Annotated in this window: 16 protein-coding genes; 7 read left to right on the top strand and 9 right to left on the bottom strand. The window is 40.9% G+C overall.

The window, feature by feature from the left end:
* Window positions 1-87: 87 nt before the first annotated feature.
* Complete coding sequence (locus J4E06_RS03370) at window positions 88-2,868, bottom strand: M16 family metallopeptidase (protein WP_349522629.1); 2,781 nt, start codon at window positions 2,866-2,868, stop codon at window positions 88-90.
* 249 nt (window positions 2,869-3,117) lie between these two features.
* Here J4E06_RS03370 and J4E06_RS03365 point away from each other — a divergent pair, with 249 nt between their 5' ends.
* A complete protein-coding gene (locus J4E06_RS03365) occupies window positions 3,118-3,696 on the top strand; it encodes a TetR/AcrR family transcriptional regulator (RefSeq protein ID WP_349522628.1) in 579 nt (192 codons plus the stop codon).
* Window positions 3,697-3,822: 126 nt separating this feature from the next.
* Here J4E06_RS03365 and J4E06_RS03360 read toward each other — a convergent pair whose 3' ends face one another.
* The 8 genes from J4E06_RS03360 to J4E06_RS03325 form a co-directional block, all read right to left on the bottom strand.
* Entirely contained in the window at window positions 3,823-4,371 is a 549-nt protein-coding gene (locus J4E06_RS03360) for a carboxymuconolactone decarboxylase family protein (protein ID WP_349522626.1), read from the bottom strand.
* A 35-nt stretch (window positions 4,372-4,406) separates the two neighbouring features.
* Entirely contained in the window at window positions 4,407-4,565 is a 159-nt protein-coding gene (locus J4E06_RS03355; protein ID WP_349522625.1) for a hypothetical protein, read from the bottom strand.
* A gap of 92 nt (window positions 4,566-4,657) precedes the next feature.
* On the bottom strand, window positions 4,658-5,506 hold the full coding sequence (locus tag J4E06_RS03350; RefSeq protein WP_349522624.1) for a helix-turn-helix domain-containing protein: 849 nt from the start codon (window positions 5,504-5,506) through the stop codon (window positions 4,658-4,660).
* Window positions 5,507-5,707: 201 nt separating this feature from the next.
* Window positions 5,708-7,150: a pyruvate kinase gene (pyk, locus tag J4E06_RS03345; RefSeq protein ID WP_349522623.1), complete on the bottom strand. Its 1,443-nt coding sequence runs from the start codon at window positions 7,148-7,150 to the stop codon at window positions 5,708-5,710.
* Between the two features lie 2 nt (window positions 7,151-7,152).
* The gene (locus J4E06_RS03340; RefSeq protein ID WP_349522622.1) at window positions 7,153-7,623 is read right to left on the bottom strand and encodes an IPExxxVDY family protein; all 471 of its coding nucleotides are present in this window, start codon (window positions 7,621-7,623) and stop codon (window positions 7,153-7,155) included.
* Between the two features lie 105 nt (window positions 7,624-7,728).
* The gene (gene rnc / locus J4E06_RS03335) at window positions 7,729-8,466 is read right to left on the bottom strand and encodes a ribonuclease III (protein WP_349522621.1); all 738 of its coding nucleotides are present in this window, start codon (window positions 8,464-8,466) and stop codon (window positions 7,729-7,731) included.
* A gap of 9 nt (window positions 8,467-8,475) precedes the next feature.
* On the bottom strand, window positions 8,476-9,726 hold the full coding sequence (gene fabF, locus J4E06_RS03330; RefSeq protein ID WP_349522620.1) for a beta-ketoacyl-ACP synthase II: 1,251 nt from the start codon (window positions 9,724-9,726) through the stop codon (window positions 8,476-8,478).
* A 103-nt stretch (window positions 9,727-9,829) separates the two neighbouring features.
* Window positions 9,830-10,063 carry an acyl carrier protein gene (locus J4E06_RS03325; RefSeq protein ID WP_009778413.1) on the bottom strand — a complete coding sequence of 78 codons (234 nt, stop codon included), beginning with the start codon at window positions 10,061-10,063 and terminating at the stop codon, window positions 9,830-9,832.
* Window positions 10,064-10,225: 162 nt separating this feature from the next.
* Here J4E06_RS03325 and purN point away from each other — a divergent pair, with 162 nt between their 5' ends.
* From purN to J4E06_RS03295, 6 genes are all read left to right on the top strand, one after another.
* On the top strand, window positions 10,226-10,789 hold the full coding sequence (purN, locus tag J4E06_RS03320; RefSeq protein WP_349522619.1) for a phosphoribosylglycinamide formyltransferase: 564 nt from the start codon (window positions 10,226-10,228) through the stop codon (window positions 10,787-10,789).
* Window positions 10,790-11,425 (top strand): ribonuclease H1 domain-containing protein, encoded by a 636-nt coding sequence (locus J4E06_RS03315; RefSeq protein WP_349522618.1) that lies wholly within the window; start codon window positions 10,790-10,792, stop codon window positions 11,423-11,425.
* A 401-nt stretch (window positions 11,426-11,826) separates the two neighbouring features.
* Window positions 11,827-12,753 (top strand): PfkB family carbohydrate kinase, encoded by a 927-nt coding sequence (locus J4E06_RS03310; RefSeq protein WP_349522617.1) that lies wholly within the window; start codon window positions 11,827-11,829, stop codon window positions 12,751-12,753.
* Between the two features lie 43 nt (window positions 12,754-12,796).
* Window positions 12,797-14,695 (top strand): amidophosphoribosyltransferase, encoded by a 1,899-nt coding sequence (locus tag J4E06_RS03305; RefSeq protein ID WP_349522616.1) that lies wholly within the window; start codon window positions 12,797-12,799, stop codon window positions 14,693-14,695.
* A 437-nt stretch (window positions 14,696-15,132) separates the two neighbouring features.
* Window positions 15,133-16,713 (top strand): DUF6973 domain-containing protein, encoded by a 1,581-nt coding sequence (locus J4E06_RS03300; RefSeq protein ID WP_349522615.1) that lies wholly within the window; start codon window positions 15,133-15,135, stop codon window positions 16,711-16,713.
* A gap of 4 nt (window positions 16,714-16,717) precedes the next feature.
* Window positions 16,718-17,074, top strand: coding sequence for a hypothetical protein (locus J4E06_RS03295; RefSeq protein ID WP_349522614.1), 357 nt, complete (start codon window positions 16,718-16,720; stop codon window positions 17,072-17,074).
* Window positions 17,075-17,846: the final 772 nt, after the last annotated feature.

Raw genomic sequence — 17,846 nt, 5'->3', positions numbered from 1 at the left:
GAAACTCATCATAGCATTGCATAAATATTATGAGAACCTGAAACAAGTTCAGGTTGACGCAAAAATTTCTTAGACCGCCTCTACTCTTTAATTTTTGATGTCCGTTTTAACGGGTTCCACCGCTGGTTTTTTAGGATTTCCATCAGCATCGATTTCTATGATGTTGTCAAAACCAAGTTCATCCAATTTATCTATGATTTCAGCTCTGTCTCCCACCATAAACCAGTTTATCTTTTCTGGCTGTACCACTTCGTTACTCACTTTTCTGATATCATCCACCGATAAGTTCCTTACGTTCTGATCATACTTTTGGTAATAATCGTCCGGCAGATCATATCTGATCAGGTTCCTCACTGAACTGTTCACAGCACTATTGGTTTCCCATTGCCCGGGCAACTTCAACACCTGATTCGTTTTTACCTTTTCCAATTCTTCACTGGTTGCGGGTCGTGTAGAAGTGAATTCGGAGATTTCCTTTCTGATCTCGGTCACGGATTCCGCGGTTTTATCCGTTTGCACCGGTGCATAGACGATAAATGGACGCTCTTCTTTGGATCCAAGTACAAAACCACCTGCTCCGTAGGACCAGTGTTTGTCTTCCCTTAAATTCATATTGATTCTGGAAGTAAAATCACCCCCCAGAATATTCACCATTTGCTCCAAGGCAATTTCAGAAACATCACCGTACTTTTCGGTCAAATGTCCTGCAAGAATTACGGATTGCTGGGATTCTGGCCTGTTCATCAAATACAAGGTGTTCTTGGAATTGGTTTTGGGCTCGTTGAACGCAATGGTCGGAACGTCTCCTCTCTTCCATTTACCCAATGTTTTTTCCAATTTGGATTTTAGTTCGCTCATTTGAACATCTCCAGTAATGATTAAGGTGGAGTTGTTGGGCTTGAACCACGTATTGTAAAAGTCCACCACATCTTCCCTGGTCAGATTTGAAACGGAATCTTCGTATCCAGTGCCCGTGTATGGACTGCTGTAAGGATGGTCTTCGCCATAAAGGTACTTGTTCATCACCCGCAATGCCATAGTTATGGGCTGTGATTTTTCTTGTTTTATGTTATTGATCTGTTCTTTTTGCAGTCTTTCGAATTCCTTTTCAGGGAAAACAGGGTTGAGCACCACGTCCATAAACAAATCCAGACTGGCATCCAGACTTGGCATTAATGTACTCATGTACACGTTGGATTCATCTTGACTGGAAAACGTATTTAAGGATGCCCCCAAGAGCTGGAGTTGCTCATTGATTTCCAACGAAGTTTTGTCCTTGGTTCCCTCATCCATCAAATTCATGGCTAAATTGGCCGTACCAGGACTGGACAGATAATCGGTTTTGTAGCCTGCATCGGCCACTAAATTGATGATTACAGTAGGAACTCCTTCGCGTTGTGCCAAAACCACATTAAGTCCGTTGGATAATTGGGTACGCTGCAATTCCGGAAACTTTGAACTTTTTGGCGCCCCCAACTCCGGCAACTTGCTTCTGTCCACGGAAGATGCAACGACATCATATTCTGGAAATGGTCTGCATATCAACACATGCTTGCCTTTGGTAAGCCATTTTTCCGCGGTTTTCCGAAGATCTTCAATGGTGGCTTCTTCCACATATTCCAATTGGGTTTTGTAGTACGATGCATCCCCGTGATAAGTTTGGTTGGAAGCGAGTATGTCCGAAACTCCACCAAAACCACCGATTCGTTCCAATCCTTTGATGAAATTGGCGAAATAATTGGCTTTTACCCTTTTTAGCTCGTCTTCTGTGGGGCCTTCTTTGATAAATTTTTCGATTTCCGCCTCAAGCTCCTTTTCCAATTTAGCTGCGTCTTCACCCTCTTTAACATTCAAATAGGTTATAAATCGACTTGCAATTTCGCTGGATGCCTGAAAAGAGACCGCTGCACTGGCTGATTGATCTTGATAGATGAATTTTTGGTACAGTCGCGAATTTTTTCCACTGCTCAATATGGCGGAAATCAAATCAAAATGAAGGTCTTCTCTTGCTCCAAAAGGAGGTGTGTTCCATGCAAAAAGAACCCTGGTCTCAGGAACACGGTCTTGATATTCTTGACGAGAGTCATAAATTTTATTGGGAATATTGACCTCTTGGCGTTCCACTGTTGGACCCGAAGGTATGTCCCCAAAATATTTGATTACTTTTTGATGCACTTCTTCGGCATCGACATCACCTGCTACGGCCACCACAGCATTTGCGGCTCCGTAATACGATTTGAACCATTCCTGAACATCTTCCAATGAGGCTGCATTCAGGTCTTCCATTTCGCCGATAACGGTCCAGGAATAGGGATGTCCTTTGGGGTACATGGCCTTGGTCAAGTAATCCCATTGCATGCCATACGGCTGGTTTTCCCCTTGCCTTTTCTCGTTTTGAACCACTCCTCGTTGTTCGTCGAGCTTTTCTTGGTCAATGGCTCCCAATAAATGGCCCATCCGATCGGACTCCAAGAACAAAACTTGGTCCAAGGCGGAAACAGGCACATTCTGGAAATAGTTGGTTCTGTCGGTATTGGTGGTTCCATTAAGGTCCGTTCCGCCAATACTTTCCAAAGCTTGAAAATAATCGGTGTTGTAGTTTTCACTTCCGTTGAACATTAAATGCTCAAAAAGGTGGGCAAACCCGCTTTTCCCGGGTTTTTCGTTTTTAGATCCCACATGGTACCAAACGTTAACGGCGGCAATGGGCGCCTTATGGTCTTCGTGGACCAAAAGTGTAAGCCCATTTTTAAGGGTGTACTTTTTGTAGTCGATGTCAATGTCCTCTGCTTTAAACTGAAATTCTTGTCCAAAACCCATGGAACAGGATAATAGGCCCACAATAGAGGCCAGAAGAAATTTTTTCATTTAGGTAGTGTTTTAATTATTTGATTGATAAAACTTGATATACAAGATAGGAAATAGTTTACAATTGACACTATGTTAATAAGTTATGATTTATATTGGTATTATTCCCATGCCTGCAAAAGCTATGTGTTACACAATAATGGATTTCAACGATTGATGGCTGGCCCATGGTTTAATTGCTTGGCCCATTTTTTCTTTATTACTTTGTAAAAGTAGCCCCCAACAATTTTATTACTCTCAATTTCTTCTATGCAACGAAACGAATTGCACGAACACATTATAACTTCAGCGGGCGACCTTTTTTATTTGCAGGGGTACAATTCTACCGGGATTAACGAGATTATATCAAAATGTGATATTGCAAAAGCAACGCTCTACAGTCATTTTAAATCCAAAGAAGATATTTGTATTGCTTATCTGAAGCAACGGCATGGTGCATTTATGGACAGGCTTAAAAGCTATGTTGAACAAAAAAATGAGAGTAAAAACCAACTGTTGGCTATTTTTGATTTGTTACGGGATATGTATCTCGAAGAGAATTTTCAAGGGTGTTGGGGGATTAAGATGCTCGGGGAGCTTTCTCCTGCTCAAACTAATATATTAAAGGTGATTCAACAACAGAAAAAGGAGTTGCTTTTGTATTTAGGAGAGCTTGTAGGGGATAACATTTCCAATTTGTCCAAAGCGGAAACCGAAAAAATTTCGGGAGGTCTCTACCTTTTATATGAAAGTGCGGTTACGGAAAGTCATCTCTTTAAAAACGATTGGCCCATTTTTATGGCCAGAAGCATTGCTCCGTCACTTTTTAAGGACACCGAGCTTACTTAAAAGCCAAAAATGTCACAACAGACGCAGTCAATAAAACGTTATGTTGTCAATTGACAAAACATATGGACTACGCCCGTTGTGACCTTACTATCAACAATGATACGACTTGTTAGGTTATAGTCGCGATTACGCTCCTACCGTTTCCAAAGGCTGAGCCACTGGGAAATCTACAGGCACTTTGGTTGTACTGTGGATATAGTTGGATATAGTCTTGTCTCCTACCAAAACAATAGTATCTATCAAGTTTTCTTTGGTCCATCCGGCAGCAAAGAAATCATCCACTAGTTGGGCATCTGTTGCTCCTCTGTTCTCGGTAATATTTTTGGCTAAGCGTGCCAAAGCATCCAATTTTTCATCAAAAGATGCTTTACCTGCTCTTAGCTCAAAAATCTCCTCGTCTGTAAAACCGTTCATTTTTCCAATGGCAGTGTGCGCAGATAAACAATAAATACAGTTGTTTACCTGGCTAACAGCTAGATTTACCACTTCTTTCTCCTTAGCCTTCAATGAAGTCTTTGCATTGGAAAGTGTCAAATAATTACCTAGCGCATTTTCTGAGTGGGCATAGGTAGCGAATAGATTCGGCACAAAGCCGACTGCTTTTTCCAAATTGTCAAAAATAGCCTGATTGGCCGTACTTACTTCTTCTCTTTTAGGTAAATTGATTGTGCTCATAATTGTAAATTTTAATATGAATTGTTCTAAATGGATTAATAGGTCTGTACAAATGGTTTTTCCACATCACAGTAAAAATCGTGATGGTATTTCTGCTCACAGTGTTCCGAAGCTTTTACCGTTTTCACCGCAGTTTTTGGAGTTGTTCTAAAAATCTCGATGATGTTAAATATTGACTTTTCCGTAATATTCATCTTTTGTTTGTTTTTTAATTACAGTGCAAAGATGCTTCGGAAAGAAGGATGTGTGTTAGGAGCAATTTCCCGACGGCTTGACTAATTTTCCCTTAAGCCACCAAAAGAAGGTTTTCGCGGTAGTCTGAGGGTGTCATCTGGGTCATTTTTTTAAAAAAACGACTAAAATGGGCAGGGTCATTGAAGCCAAGTTCATAAGCGATTTCTTGATTTTGCTTGTCGGTAAAATTGATGAGTCGCTTCGCTTCTAGTGCAATTCGTTCCAAAATGATTTGCTGGGGCGATTTTTGATTGTAAATGGCAAAAAGATTGGAAAGTGTTTTGGGGGACTTATGCAACAATTCAGCATAATCGGCCACCTTACGCTTTGTTCTAAAATGCATGTCCACCAAAAAGTTGAATCTTCGGATGGTGTCAATTTGCTCGTTCCCAAGCGTTTTTACAATCAGCTGTTCCTTTGCCAAACGCGTGCTCATGATGATCAATCTTTTTAGGAGCATTTGCAGCATATCTCCTTGGATATTATCTGGCGTGGAAAATTCTTCAATGAACACGTCATGCAACAAATTGAACCTGTTCAATTGTTCTTGTGGAATGGTAATGATTGGGATATCCTGGGTGCCAAAAAACAGGATTCCGTTACAAGAAACCTCGCTATCATGATCGGAAATACAATAAAATTCCCTATTGAAAAGTATGGCTGAAAGAGGTAAATGGGTTTCAACATAGGAAACATGCTGAAGATAGGTAACGGTAATAATTTGATTGGACAGCAGCTCTAGATTCATCCCATCTATTTTTATAGTGAGGGGGCAGTCGTTTCTGTTCCACAAAAATTTAATGGTCTTTTTGGTTATGGAAAATCGTTCTTCGTCTTTTTTGATATCATCAGTAAATCCTAAAATGGCCCCTAACCTGGAATCGCTGTACTCGTGTCTCATGAAATAATTGCTCGGTTTCTAAACAATTAGTCATACTTGATTGTCCATACTTACAGCACTAATGCTCCCATACCAAGAAATTGCTGCTCAACAAAAAAAGGCGGGCATTTTAAAATGCCCGCCTTTTTTATATTTGACCCGTCCTGAAATAAGTTGACAACAATTCGACTTATTTATGGAATCATCAATTAGCTAAAGTTGTTAAAAATTACAACTTTCTATTTCGGTTACACGCAAGGTGTTCACCATTCCTTTTTCTTTGATCGGCATGGCCGCTAAGCTCACAAGCATATCGCCAACTTCCAAGAAACCTCTTTTACAGGCGATTTGGTTTACATCTTCTATGGTTTGGTCCGTGGACACAAACTTATCGTAGTAAAACGCTTTTACGCCCCACAACAGGTTCAGCTGGGTCAATATTCTTTTGTTCGATGTAAACACAAGAATATGCGCGGCAGGTCTCCATGCAGAAATCTGAAATGCGGTATAACCACTATTGGTCAATGTAGAAATGGCCTTGGCGGAAATTTCGTTGGCCATTAATGCGGCGTGATAACATACCGACTTGGTAATATATCTATTGGTGCGAATGTGCGGCGGGTTCTGAGGCACTTTGATCAAGGTGGAACTTTCCACGCTCGTTACAATACTTGCCATTTTCTCAATAACCTGAACCGGGTAGTTACCGACAGATGTTTCCCCGGAAAGCATCACAGCATCGGCGCCATCCATTACGGAGTTGGCCACATCGTTTACTTCGGCACGGGTCGGTGTTAAACTAGTGATCATAGTTTCCATCATCTGGGTGGCAATGATCACTGGTATTCTTCCTTTTTTTGCACTCAATACCAATTGTTTCTGAACCAAAGGCACTTCTTGCGCTGGAATTTCCACGCCCAAATCGCCACGGGCAACCATCAATCCATCAGAGGCTTTTACGATTTCCTCAATGTTTTCAAGTGCTTCAGGCTTTTCTATTTTTGAAATAACCGGTATTTTGTGCTCAGTGTGCTCCTTTATCAAATTATGAAGATCGTACAAGTCCTGTGCATGGCGCACAAAGGACAAGGCTATCCAATCTACATTTTGGCCTATTGCAAAAATGGCATCTTTAATGTCCTTTTTGGTAAGTGCCGGCAAGGATATCGCCGTATTGGGCAGATTTACCCCTTTTTTGGATTTTAATGGTCCCCCTTGTATTACCGTAGCGACCACCTCATCTTTACCATTGGTGGATTTCACTTCAAAAATAAGCTTGCCATCATCCAATAGAATGCGCTCCCCCGCCTTTACGTCTTGTGGAAAGGTTTGGTAGTTCATGTATACCCGTTCCGCTGTTCCTTCAAAAGGCTCTCCTGTAACAAAAGTGATTTCGTCGCCAGGTGAAACTATGGCCTCGCCGCCCATTACCCCTACTCTCAATTTTGGACCTTGTAAATCGGCAAGTATGGCGGTATTGATATCCAACTCCTCATTAAGTTCCCTTATCATTTTAATTCGTTCGGCAACATCTTCGTATGCAGCGTGGGAAAAGTTTATTCTAAAAACGTCCACCCCCGCCAGGATCATTTCTTTTAGAACTTCTTTCTTACTGGTGGCCGGACCCAGGGTTGCTACAATTTTAGTCTTCTTTCTAGTTGGCATTGTTAAAAGATTAAATTTCTTTTTGATTTTAAATTTTGCGTGTCCAATGGATAGGCTGTTATTACCTTGGAAATTTTGTTGATGGCTTTTATTTTTTGGGAAAACAAGATTTCGTCTGCTACATCCACTTTCAAAAAATAATCCACATCTTTTCGTTCTTTCACCAAATGATCGGTTCTTTTGGAAATGTTGTTCCCAAACAGACCTAGTGAGGGTGTTTCTTCTTCGATCTCACATTTGTTGGAAATCAACGTCCAATATATATCGTTTATCTCATCGTCCCAATCAAACACGGAGAAAGACATACTATCATTTAGATGAAGGTCTTTTTTCATCCGTTTTAAATACAGTCCACAAGTAGAGTTTATGGCATAAGTTATTGCATAATCCTCCAAATTACTGTGAATGGCGATCAGAGAAAAACTATCATCATATAAATCCGCTGATATCTTGTGCGTTGTTAACATGCCCATAACACGAACTGTAAATATAGGCTTAATCCTAATGAATGCCTAGTCAATACAAAACAATACACTTATAAAACAAGCGAAAACGTTTGAGTTTACCATTATTTAAACTTACTGGTTTTCTATCTTGCTCTGTAATGCAAAGTAAGCCCTTTTGGATGCCTTTTCCTCTGCTTTTTTCTTGGAAGTGGCCCTTGCTTTGGCCAGCATTCTGTCCCCAATGGTAAGTTTTACCGCAAAGTGTTTGAGCTCATCTTTACCAGTGTCTTCGTACACATTGTAATTGAAGGGTTTTTTCTCTTTCTGGCACCACTCGATCACCAAACTTTTGTAACTGATCACCTTCCCTTCGAGCTGCTCTATATCCACATAAGGCTCGATAACCCTTTCATCAATAAATTTTTCGCAATAATTGTAGCCCTTGTCCAAATAAATGGCTCCCACAAGTGCTTCAAAAACGTTTCCATGAATGTTTTCGCCAAAATGTGTCTTGGGAATTCTGCTCTCTACGTACTTCAACAGTCCCAAATCTTTTCCCAATTCGTTGAGGTGCTTTCGGCTTACCACCTTGGAACGCATTTTTGTAAGATAGCCCTCATCTCCTTCGGGCACTTCGTTGTATAAATATTTTGAAATGATGGTCCCCAACATGGAGTCCCCCAAAAATTCCAAACGTTCGTAGTTGACCGGGTTTCCCATGCCGTCCTTTTTGTTCATGGACCTGTGGAGGAATGCCGTTTTGTAGATTTCTATATTCTTGGGCTTAAATCCCAGAATTTTTTTCATTCCCAAAAAAAAATCCCCATCCGTGCTCGGATGGGAATTGAATATTTTGGAGGTAAGTTTCATGTTACAAAACTACCCTAATTTTTTGAATAACACACAAGCATTGTGTCCTCCAAAACCGAACGTATTACTCATGGCAACCTTTACCTCTCGCTTCTGAGCCTTGTTCAAGGTCAGGTTTAATGATGGGTCTATTTTCTCATCTACCACACTATGGTTAATGGTTGGGGGCACTAAGCTGTGCTCCATGGCCAATATGGAAGCGATGGCCTCAATGGCTCCCGCTGCACCCAGTAGGTGTCCTGTCATGGACTTGGTGGAGTTAATGTTGATTTCTTTGGCATGTTCTCCGAACACTTTGGAAATAGCCTTGAGCTCAGCTACATCCCCGAGTGGTGTGGAAGTTCCATGCGTATTGATGGCATCAACGTCTTCAGGTTTGAGCCCCGCATTTTCCAAACAGTTCTCCATCACTTTTATCACTCCAATTCCTTCTGGATGTGGTGCAGTCATGTGGTGGGCGTCGCTTGATAGTCCGCCACCTAAAACTTCAGCATATATTTTAGCTCCCCTGGCCTTGGCGTGCTCATATTCTTCAAGTATAAGCGCTCCTCCTCCTTCTCCAAGCACAAATCCGTCGCGTGTGGCGTCGAATGGTCTGGATGCGGTTTCCGGACTTTCATTTCTTGTGGAAAGTGCGTGCATGGCATTGAATCCGCCCATACCTGCAATGGTCACGGCGGCTTCACTACCTCCGGTCACAATTACATCACAGTGGCCCAACCTAATATAGTTAAGCGCATCGATCATAGCATTGGCCGAAGAGGCACACGCAGAAACCGTAGTATAGTTAGGCCCCATAAATCCATGTTTGATGGAAATGTTACCCGGTGCTATATCGGCAATCATTTTGGGAATAAAGAATGGATTAAAACGTGGTGTACCATCGCCTTCGGCGTAGTTGATAACCTCATTTTGAAAAGTTTCCAATCCGCCTATTCCTGCTCCCCATATAACGCCTACCCTAAACTTATCCACAACGTCCAAGTCGATTCCAGAGTCTGCTATGGCTTCATCTGAAGATACCAAAGCATATTGGGCAAACCTGTCCAACTTTCTGGCTTCCTTACGATCAAAAAAATCGGAAGGGTCGTACCCTTTAAGTTCGCAAGCAAACTTTGTCTTGAACTTTTCAGTATCGAAATAAGTGATGGGGGCAGAACCGCTCTTACCGGTCCGTAGTCCTTCCCAATAAGCTTCCAAATTGTTACCTATGGGCGTTAACGCTCCCATTCCGGTAACTACAACTCGCTTTAACTGCATTGAACTATTTTTTTTACCCTAATAGACCTAAATTATAAAAAAAATTATCCATGTGATAACCACCACATGGATAATTTATAATCTTTAGCGATATATCATTTAATTACTTAGCTTCTTCGATGTAGCTAATGGCCTGACCAACAGTGGCAATGTTCTCTGCCTGATCATCTGGTATTTGAATATCAAATTCTTTCTCAAACTCCATGATAAGTTCAACAGTGTCCAAGGAATCCGCTCCTAAGTCGTTGGTAAAGCTAGCTTCTGCAACTACTTCATTTTCATCTACACCTAGTTTATCAACGATGATAGCCTTTACTCTTGATGCAATGTCTGACATAATTATTGTGGTTTTAAAAATTTAAATCGTTGGCAAAAATATAAAACTTTGGATTAAATACACTATTTGTCGATAAAATGTGCTCCAAATTAATCGTCTTAAAGTACTGTACATTACTTTAGCCGTCGTAATTTAGTTCAAAATCACATCAATTCCTAACGAATGAAACGAATTGTAATCTTCGCATCGGGTAGCGGGTCGAATGCAGAAAATATTATTTCCTTTTTTCGTGAAAAACCAGAGATAAAGGTCGCTGCGGTGCTCACCAATAAAAAGTCTGCTGCTGTTCTGGAGCGTTGCGACCGGCTTCAAGTACCTGCTTTTTATTTCAACAAAGCTGCTTTTAAGGGTTCTGACGCGGTGGTAAATATTTTACAAGGATTTAATACGGATTTAATTGTGCTCGCCGGTTTCCTTTGGAAGGTTCCATCCAACCTTATCGAGGCTTTTCCCAATAAAATCATCAATATTCATCCGGCTTTGTTGCCAAAATATGGCGGAAAAGGTATGTATGGGGACAGGGTGCATGAAGCCGTGAAAGAGAACAAAGATTCCGAAACGGGCATAACTATACATTATGTAAACGAAAACTATGATGAGGGCGCCATCATATTTCAAGCCAAAACTGATGTGAAACCTTCGGATGATGTCGAGGCCATTGCCCAAAAAGTACATCAATTGGAATACGAGCATTTTCCTAAAGAGATTGAAAAAGTTTTATCCTAAATGGCCAAGAAGAAAAAATTTTATGTAGTCTGGAAAGGAAAACATCCCGGAATTTTTGAATCTTGGGCGGACTGCAAAGCACAAATTGATGGTGTAAAAGGAGCCCAATACAAGTCTTTCGCCACTTTTGAAGAGGCCAAAAAGGCCTTCAACAGCAATTATTTGGAGTACAAAGGCAAGTCCAAGGGCAAAAAAGAGCTCACCCCGGAAGAATTATTAAAAATTGGCGACCCCAACTATAATTCCATCGCCGTCGATGCCGCATCGAGCGGCAATCCCGGAAAAATGGAATATCGCGGTGTGGACACCAAAACCAAAAGAGTGCTTTTTCACCAAGGCCCTTTTCAACAGGGAACCAGCAATGTAGGGGAGTTTTTGGCATTGGTGCACGGCTTGGCATTTCTAAAACAGCAAAAAAGTGAACGCATACTTTATTCAGATTCCAGAATCGCCATTGGATGGGTTCGAAAGAAAAAATGCGGCACCAAATTGCAAAAAACACCTAAAAATGCCCAACTTTTCGAACTCATCGAGCGAGCAGAGGAATGGCTCAAAAAGAATCGGTTCAACACGCCGATCGTAAAATGGGAAACCAAGGCCTGGGGCGAAATTCCAGCCGATTTTGGCAGAAAGTAGCTTTAAAAATGAGATGAGAGACTTGAGTTTTGTTGAAGTCGAAAGTCAAATATCAGGAGTCAGATGTCTGCTGCTTGAACTTGTATTTGGGTCCGAAGTCTGGAGTTACTCAGTTATTGAATTGCTGGAATTTGGAACTTGATTGTTGGAATTAGGTGTTTGATGTCGGAAGTCGGTTGGCAGTAACAGTACGCAGTAACCCAATAACTCCAAACTTGAGTCTTGGTTCTTGCCTTTCTGTTCTATCTTCCCTTTTGACACTAATTTCACAAATCATCACGAATAGGTTTGCTCTTGAACTTGATACTTGAACTTGAACTTGCTCCACCCTTTTTCTTAAATCCTTTGCCAATGATTACAAATGGAATATCAAACCGTATATTTGCAGCAAAAATTAGGGAATGGGCAAATTACTGATCGTGGGAACCTTGGCTTTTGATGCCATCGAAACACCGTTCGGGAAAACAGGAAAGATTTTAGGTGGCGCAGGCACCTTTATTGGTTTGGCTGCTTCACAGTTTAATGTAGATTCCGCAATCGTATCCGTAGTGGGAGATGATTTTCCACAATCTTACATGGATATTTTAAAAAATAAAGATATTGACCTTTCAGGAGTGGAAGTGGTAAAAGGAGGCAAAACCTTCTTTTGGGAAGGAAAGTATCACAACGATCTAAACTCCAGAGATACTTTGGCCACCGAACTAAACACCTTGGCCGATTTTAACCCAGTGGTACCAAGTGATTATGCCGATTCGGATATTGTAATGTTGGGAAATCTTCACCCAAACATACAGCTGAGTGTAATTAATCAGATGGAAAAACGACCAAAACTCGTAGTTTTGGACACCATGAATTTTTGGATGGACAATAGTTGGGACGAATTGATGACAGTTATTTCAAAAATCGATGTCATTACCATAAATGATGAAGAGGCTAGACAGCTGACCAACGAATATTCTTTGGTGAAAGCTGCCGCCAAGATTCAGGAAATGGGCCCTAAATATGTGGTGATCAAAAAAGGGGAGCATGGAGCCCTTTTGTTCCAGAAGGACCATATTTTCTTTGCGCCCGCCCTTCCTTTGGAAGAGGTTTTTGACCCCACAGGAGCTGGAGACACGTTTGCCGGAGGTTTTGCAGGGTATTTGACCGAGACGGAGAACATTTCCTTTGAAAGTATGAAGAACGCCATTATCCATGGATCTAATTTGGCATCGTTCTGTGTGGAAAAATTTGGCACCGAGCGTATGGTGGATTTACAAAAAAGCGAGGTGGATGCCCGCTTGATGCAGTTTAAAGAGTTGACGCAGTTCAATATTGAATTAACATAAATGTTCGCCCTGAAAATTTTGGGGCTTTTTTATTCGGTTTGTTATGAGTGATCCCATTAAGCACGAATGCGGAATATCGTTGATCCGTTTGCTTAAACCTCTGGAGTACTATAAAGAAAAGTACGGCACAGCTTTTTACGGTGTAAACAAGATGTACCTAATGATGGAGAAGCAGCACAACCGCGGACAGGACGGTGCAGGTTTTGCAAGCATTAAAATGGATATGGATCCTGGGGAGCGATATATGAGTCGCGTACGATCGGCCCAACAACAGCCCATACAGGATATTTTTGCCCAAATCAACAACCGTATCAATACCGCATTGACCGAACATCCAGAACGCGAGAACGATGTGGCCTGGCAAAAAAAGAACATCCCCTACATCGGTGAACTTTTAATGGGTCACGTGCGTTACGGAACTTTTGGCAAAAATAGTATAGAGAATGTTCATCCATTTTTAAGACAGAACAACTGGATGCACCGTAACCTTATTGTAGCGGGTAACTTTAACATGACGAATGTTGATGAACTCTTTAGCAATTTGGTGGAACTGGGCCAACATCCTAAAGAAAAAGCCGACACCGTTACGGTAATGGAAAAAATCGGTCACTTTTTGGATGATGCCGTGGCCAAGCTCTACAAACAGATCAAAAAAGAAGGCTACACCAAAAGGGAGGCCTCTGCCTTGATCGCGGAACGCTTGAACGTGGCCAAGATTTTGAGAAAAGCATCCAAAAACTGGGATGGAGGATATGCCATGAGCGGTCTTATTGGCCATGGCGATGCCTTTGTGATGCGCGATCCGGCAGGAATACGACCAGCTTATTATTATCAAGATGATGAAGTTGTGGTCGTGGCATCGGAACGCCCAGTGATTCAAACGGTGTTCAATGTTAATTTTGATGATGTAAAAGAACTGGATCCAGGACATGCTGTTATCATCAAGAAAGACGGTTCAATGGGACTCAAACAAATTTTGGAGCCCACCGAACGGAAAGCTTGTTCTTTTGAACGCATCTATTTCTCTCGTGGCAGCGACAAGGAAATCTATCAGGAAAGAAAGAAATTGGGAAAACTGGTATTTCCGGAAATATTGAAGTCCATCGACAACGATTTGGAGAACACGGTTTTCTCCTACATACCCAATACAGCGGAAACATCATTCTTTGGAATGGTGAAAGAGGCCCAGAATTACCTCAACAAGAAAAAAGAGGAACAAATCCTGTCCCTAGGGTCAAAAATGACTGGAGAAGAACTGCATAAAATATTGAATATTAGACCACGAATAGAGAAGGTGGCCATCAAAGATGCGAAGCTCAGAACCTTTATCACCCAAGATAGCAGCAGGGACGATTTGGTGACACACGTATATGACATTTCTTATGGTTCGGTGAAACCTACGGACAACCTTGTTATTATAGATGACAGTATTGTTCGCGGAACTACCTTAAAGCGAAGTATCCTTAAAATTTTGGACCGCTTATCCCCAAAGAAAATAGTCGTGGTGTCCTCCGCTCCGCAAATACGCTACCCGGATTGTTACGGTATTGATATGGCCCGGTTGGAAGATTTTGTTGCCTTTAAAGCAGCATTGGCCCTACATGAAGACCACGGCACCACTCATTTGGTAAAAGAGACCTATGAAAAATGCCTTACCCAGACAGACCCTTCTAACAAAGAGGCGGTAAACTACGTAAAAGAATTTTACGCCCCGTTTTCGGCCAAACAGATTTCCAAGAAAATCGGAGAGATATTAAGCCCGGAGGACATCAACGCGGAAGTTGAAATTATTTACCAAACAATTGAAGGTTTGCATAGTGCCTGTCCCAAGAACTTGGGCGATTGGTATTTCACTGGGAACTATCCAACACCAGGAGGCAATAGGGTAGTAAATAAGGCCTTTATCAACTTTTTTGAGGGCAAGAACGAAAGAGCTTATTAATCAACAAGATAGATAAACAGTGGAATCTGTGCACTTTATCGATGAAACTAGCAGAACAGCGGGTTTTTATACGACACACAACCCGCACTCCTACTTTAGTACTTGCCATAGCATAAGTAGGTTAAGTTCATGGTAAGATTTGGGGCAAAAAAGGTGGAAGCTATTCCACCTTTTTTATTTTTCGCACCTTTCCCGATTATTTCTACTTTTTCCAGATTTCAGCGCTGTTCAAGCTTGAAATTACGTAAAAACCACAGTTTTTTTAAGGTTTTTGTGCAACGAGGATTGAGCAAAAGTTATTAGCTTAGTCCCAATACAATCCCCATTACTTGTCGAGTGCAGCAAAAGTGTACGTCCAGAGTGGCCGTATGCGGTGTGTTGCCATATGCTTTTGAGATTTCCCCAGATCTTATTGATAACTTAAAACTTGACAAGCAATGAAACGATTGAAAGCCCTACTGCCCCTTATGCTATTGGCCCTCTTGGTCTGGAAATGCCAAAAGGATGATGGCCCATTGAGTCCGCCTCATAAAAGTGCTGTGGAAATACAGACATTGACCCTGGAGGAACTTAATCAAAAAGAATCCCTAAAGGGCCCTTTGGAAAAGATGCACAGGGTGTTGGATGTGAACAAAAAGAAAGCATCAACCTCTAAAGTAACTGCAACGGATGGTTCCTTCACCGTATTGACCAAGGAAATTGTGGAGCTCACCACAAGCAATTCAAAATCTTACAGTTTTAGGACCGAGACGCCTGTATTTCCCGAAGCAGATTTTGAAAACCTGGTCATTTATAAAAAAGAAAGAGAAGCGTTCAAGTTTTATCTATACAGTTATAAATACATTTTTTTTGAAGGGGAATGGCGGAATTATATTATCTCCATAATTCCCATTGATGCAGCAGCACTGGGCTTGGATAATTTGGTGGAGGACTTCACGGCCAAACAGGTTATGGCCAATAATTGTTTGTGGAATATCGCAGGTGACGATATAACCTTGATCTGGTGCTTTGGAAGCAACGACCAAGGAGGCTTGGATGGACAAGAAGGTTCCCTGAACCCGAGCTATGGCTGTGATGATTGGGTGTATTTTAACCCCGATGGCATCGGAAAATGCATAAGGACCAGAAGTTGTGTGGACTCCAATGGCAATTTATATTCCACCACCGAATATGGGGTTGATTGTAACGGCAATGTGGTACACGGCAATGAAGGAGGGGGCAATGATGAACTCAATAATGACAACAACGATAATGATTTTGACGATAATTGGGGCATAGAGGACGGACCGGTAAACGATGGTCCTGTTAATGGAGGGGGGTCCAGTAATGATAATGAGGACGAGGAAGTAGTTCCTGTAAACCCACCTGTTGATTATGTACAGGCAGCGGAAATGTGTTTGGGTTTTATGGGGGGCAATTACAACATTCCACAAGATGCCATGGAAGATCTCGGGAAATACACTTATGAGAATGGTTGCGATGCCTTTGCCCTGAAAGTAGCTAACGAAATGGAAAATAATAATTGGGCTTTTGAGCAAGACTATAAAGGACGAATGTCGATTTCTGAAAGAGCTATATATGATTCAATGTCAAGGTTTAAACAAGTTGGGTATTTACTTAATGCTCAAAAAGCAACATGGGTATCAGAAGACCTTTATCCTAATTCTTTATATAATGGAAAAGGGGACGCTTTCAGGCATGCCTACTTTAATGGATTAAATGCCATTTTGTTGGGGCCCACATTGGCAGAAGATTTGGCAACTGCACATGAAGATAAACCTGCACCACTGAATTACCCAAATTATTTTAAAGAAGTACAAATGGACTTGTTCAACAATGCTGTGGGCAGGAACAAAAGAAACTGGCTATCGGACGGTTACGATTCTTTAACTGAAAGCATTCAGGACGCCATGGTAAATGGTGAATTGAGGTACTTGTCAAATTTACATCCGGCTTTGGGCACTAATGAAGATTATCGGGCAACGTATAATTCTCAATTAATCCCTTCTAACCAATAGTTTTATGAAAAACAAATTAGTTATATCAAGTTTATTTTTGTTAATAGTTTCTTGCTTTCATAGAAAAGAGCCAAAAATCACAATTATCAACAATTCAGGAAATCTATATGATAGTATAAAAGTATTTACATCGGTGAACAAGCCAACATTATTTTATAATGTTAAAAGTAAAAGTATAGTCAATGGGAAAATATTATTTGATGAGAGCAACAAAAGTGATGGATGTTATAAAATATTGCTTTATCAAAAAGATAGTTTAAAACTAAATAATTGCTTTGGTTATTATACAAATGGAGCCTCATTGAACTATAAGTTTGACATAAAAATCGAGAAAGACTCTTTGATTATTGATGGACATTGAACGGCATAATCAATTGGGCTTTTAATCCATATAAGGAAAACTTGAGATTGAATATTGGCTTTAAAAATTAATTCATGAAAGCGGTTTATTAAATTATTGTGACCATAGCATTAGTGGTTGTTCTTTACATTTTGGGAGTTGAAAAAGCCTCAACATCTGCAATGTAAAAGAAATCCTTAAAATAGATTCAAAAGGATTCCACACAAGCAAAAACGCAGGCTGCTCCCGAGGAAAATCACAAAAAATATCACAACTTTCTTGACATTTATCAATAATCGCGCCTTGCTGAACACTTCAACCCATTTAAGGGAGTTTCATCTAAAAGCTTGGGCACAAAAACATCACTTGGCTTACATTTGAAGAACCATAGCATAAGTAGGTTAAGTTCATGGTAAGATTTGGGGAAAGAAGCCGGAGCGTGCTCCGGCTTCTTTATGTTTGACTACCAAGGTTTTATCCATTTTATCGATGAACTGCACAATTTCTTTTTCTTCCTAAAAGCAAAATATTTTTTAAAACCCTTTGTTATTTCTCACAATACCAGTATTTTAGTCGTGCCATAGCATAAGTAGGTTAAGTTTATGGTAAGATTTGGGACGAAAAGGGTGAGGACTTCCTCGCCCTTTTCTATTTTAAAAAAAACAGTGTGTCGTCCTAAAATAGGTTGACAGTTTTTAAGTATAATTATTTAATAGACCTGTGGAGTTTTCTTCACAGGTTTTTTCATGAATAAAGTTAGGTGTTTTCATCTGAAGACTCAAGTGAGGCCTAT

Source organism: Allomuricauda sp. NFXS6, from assembly GCF_040148835.1.
Lineage (GTDB): Bacteria > Bacteroidota > Bacteroidia > Flavobacteriales > Flavobacteriaceae > Flagellimonas.
Note: the sequence above shows the minus strand (reverse complement) of the source record. Positions and strands in the feature narration are given on the sequence as shown.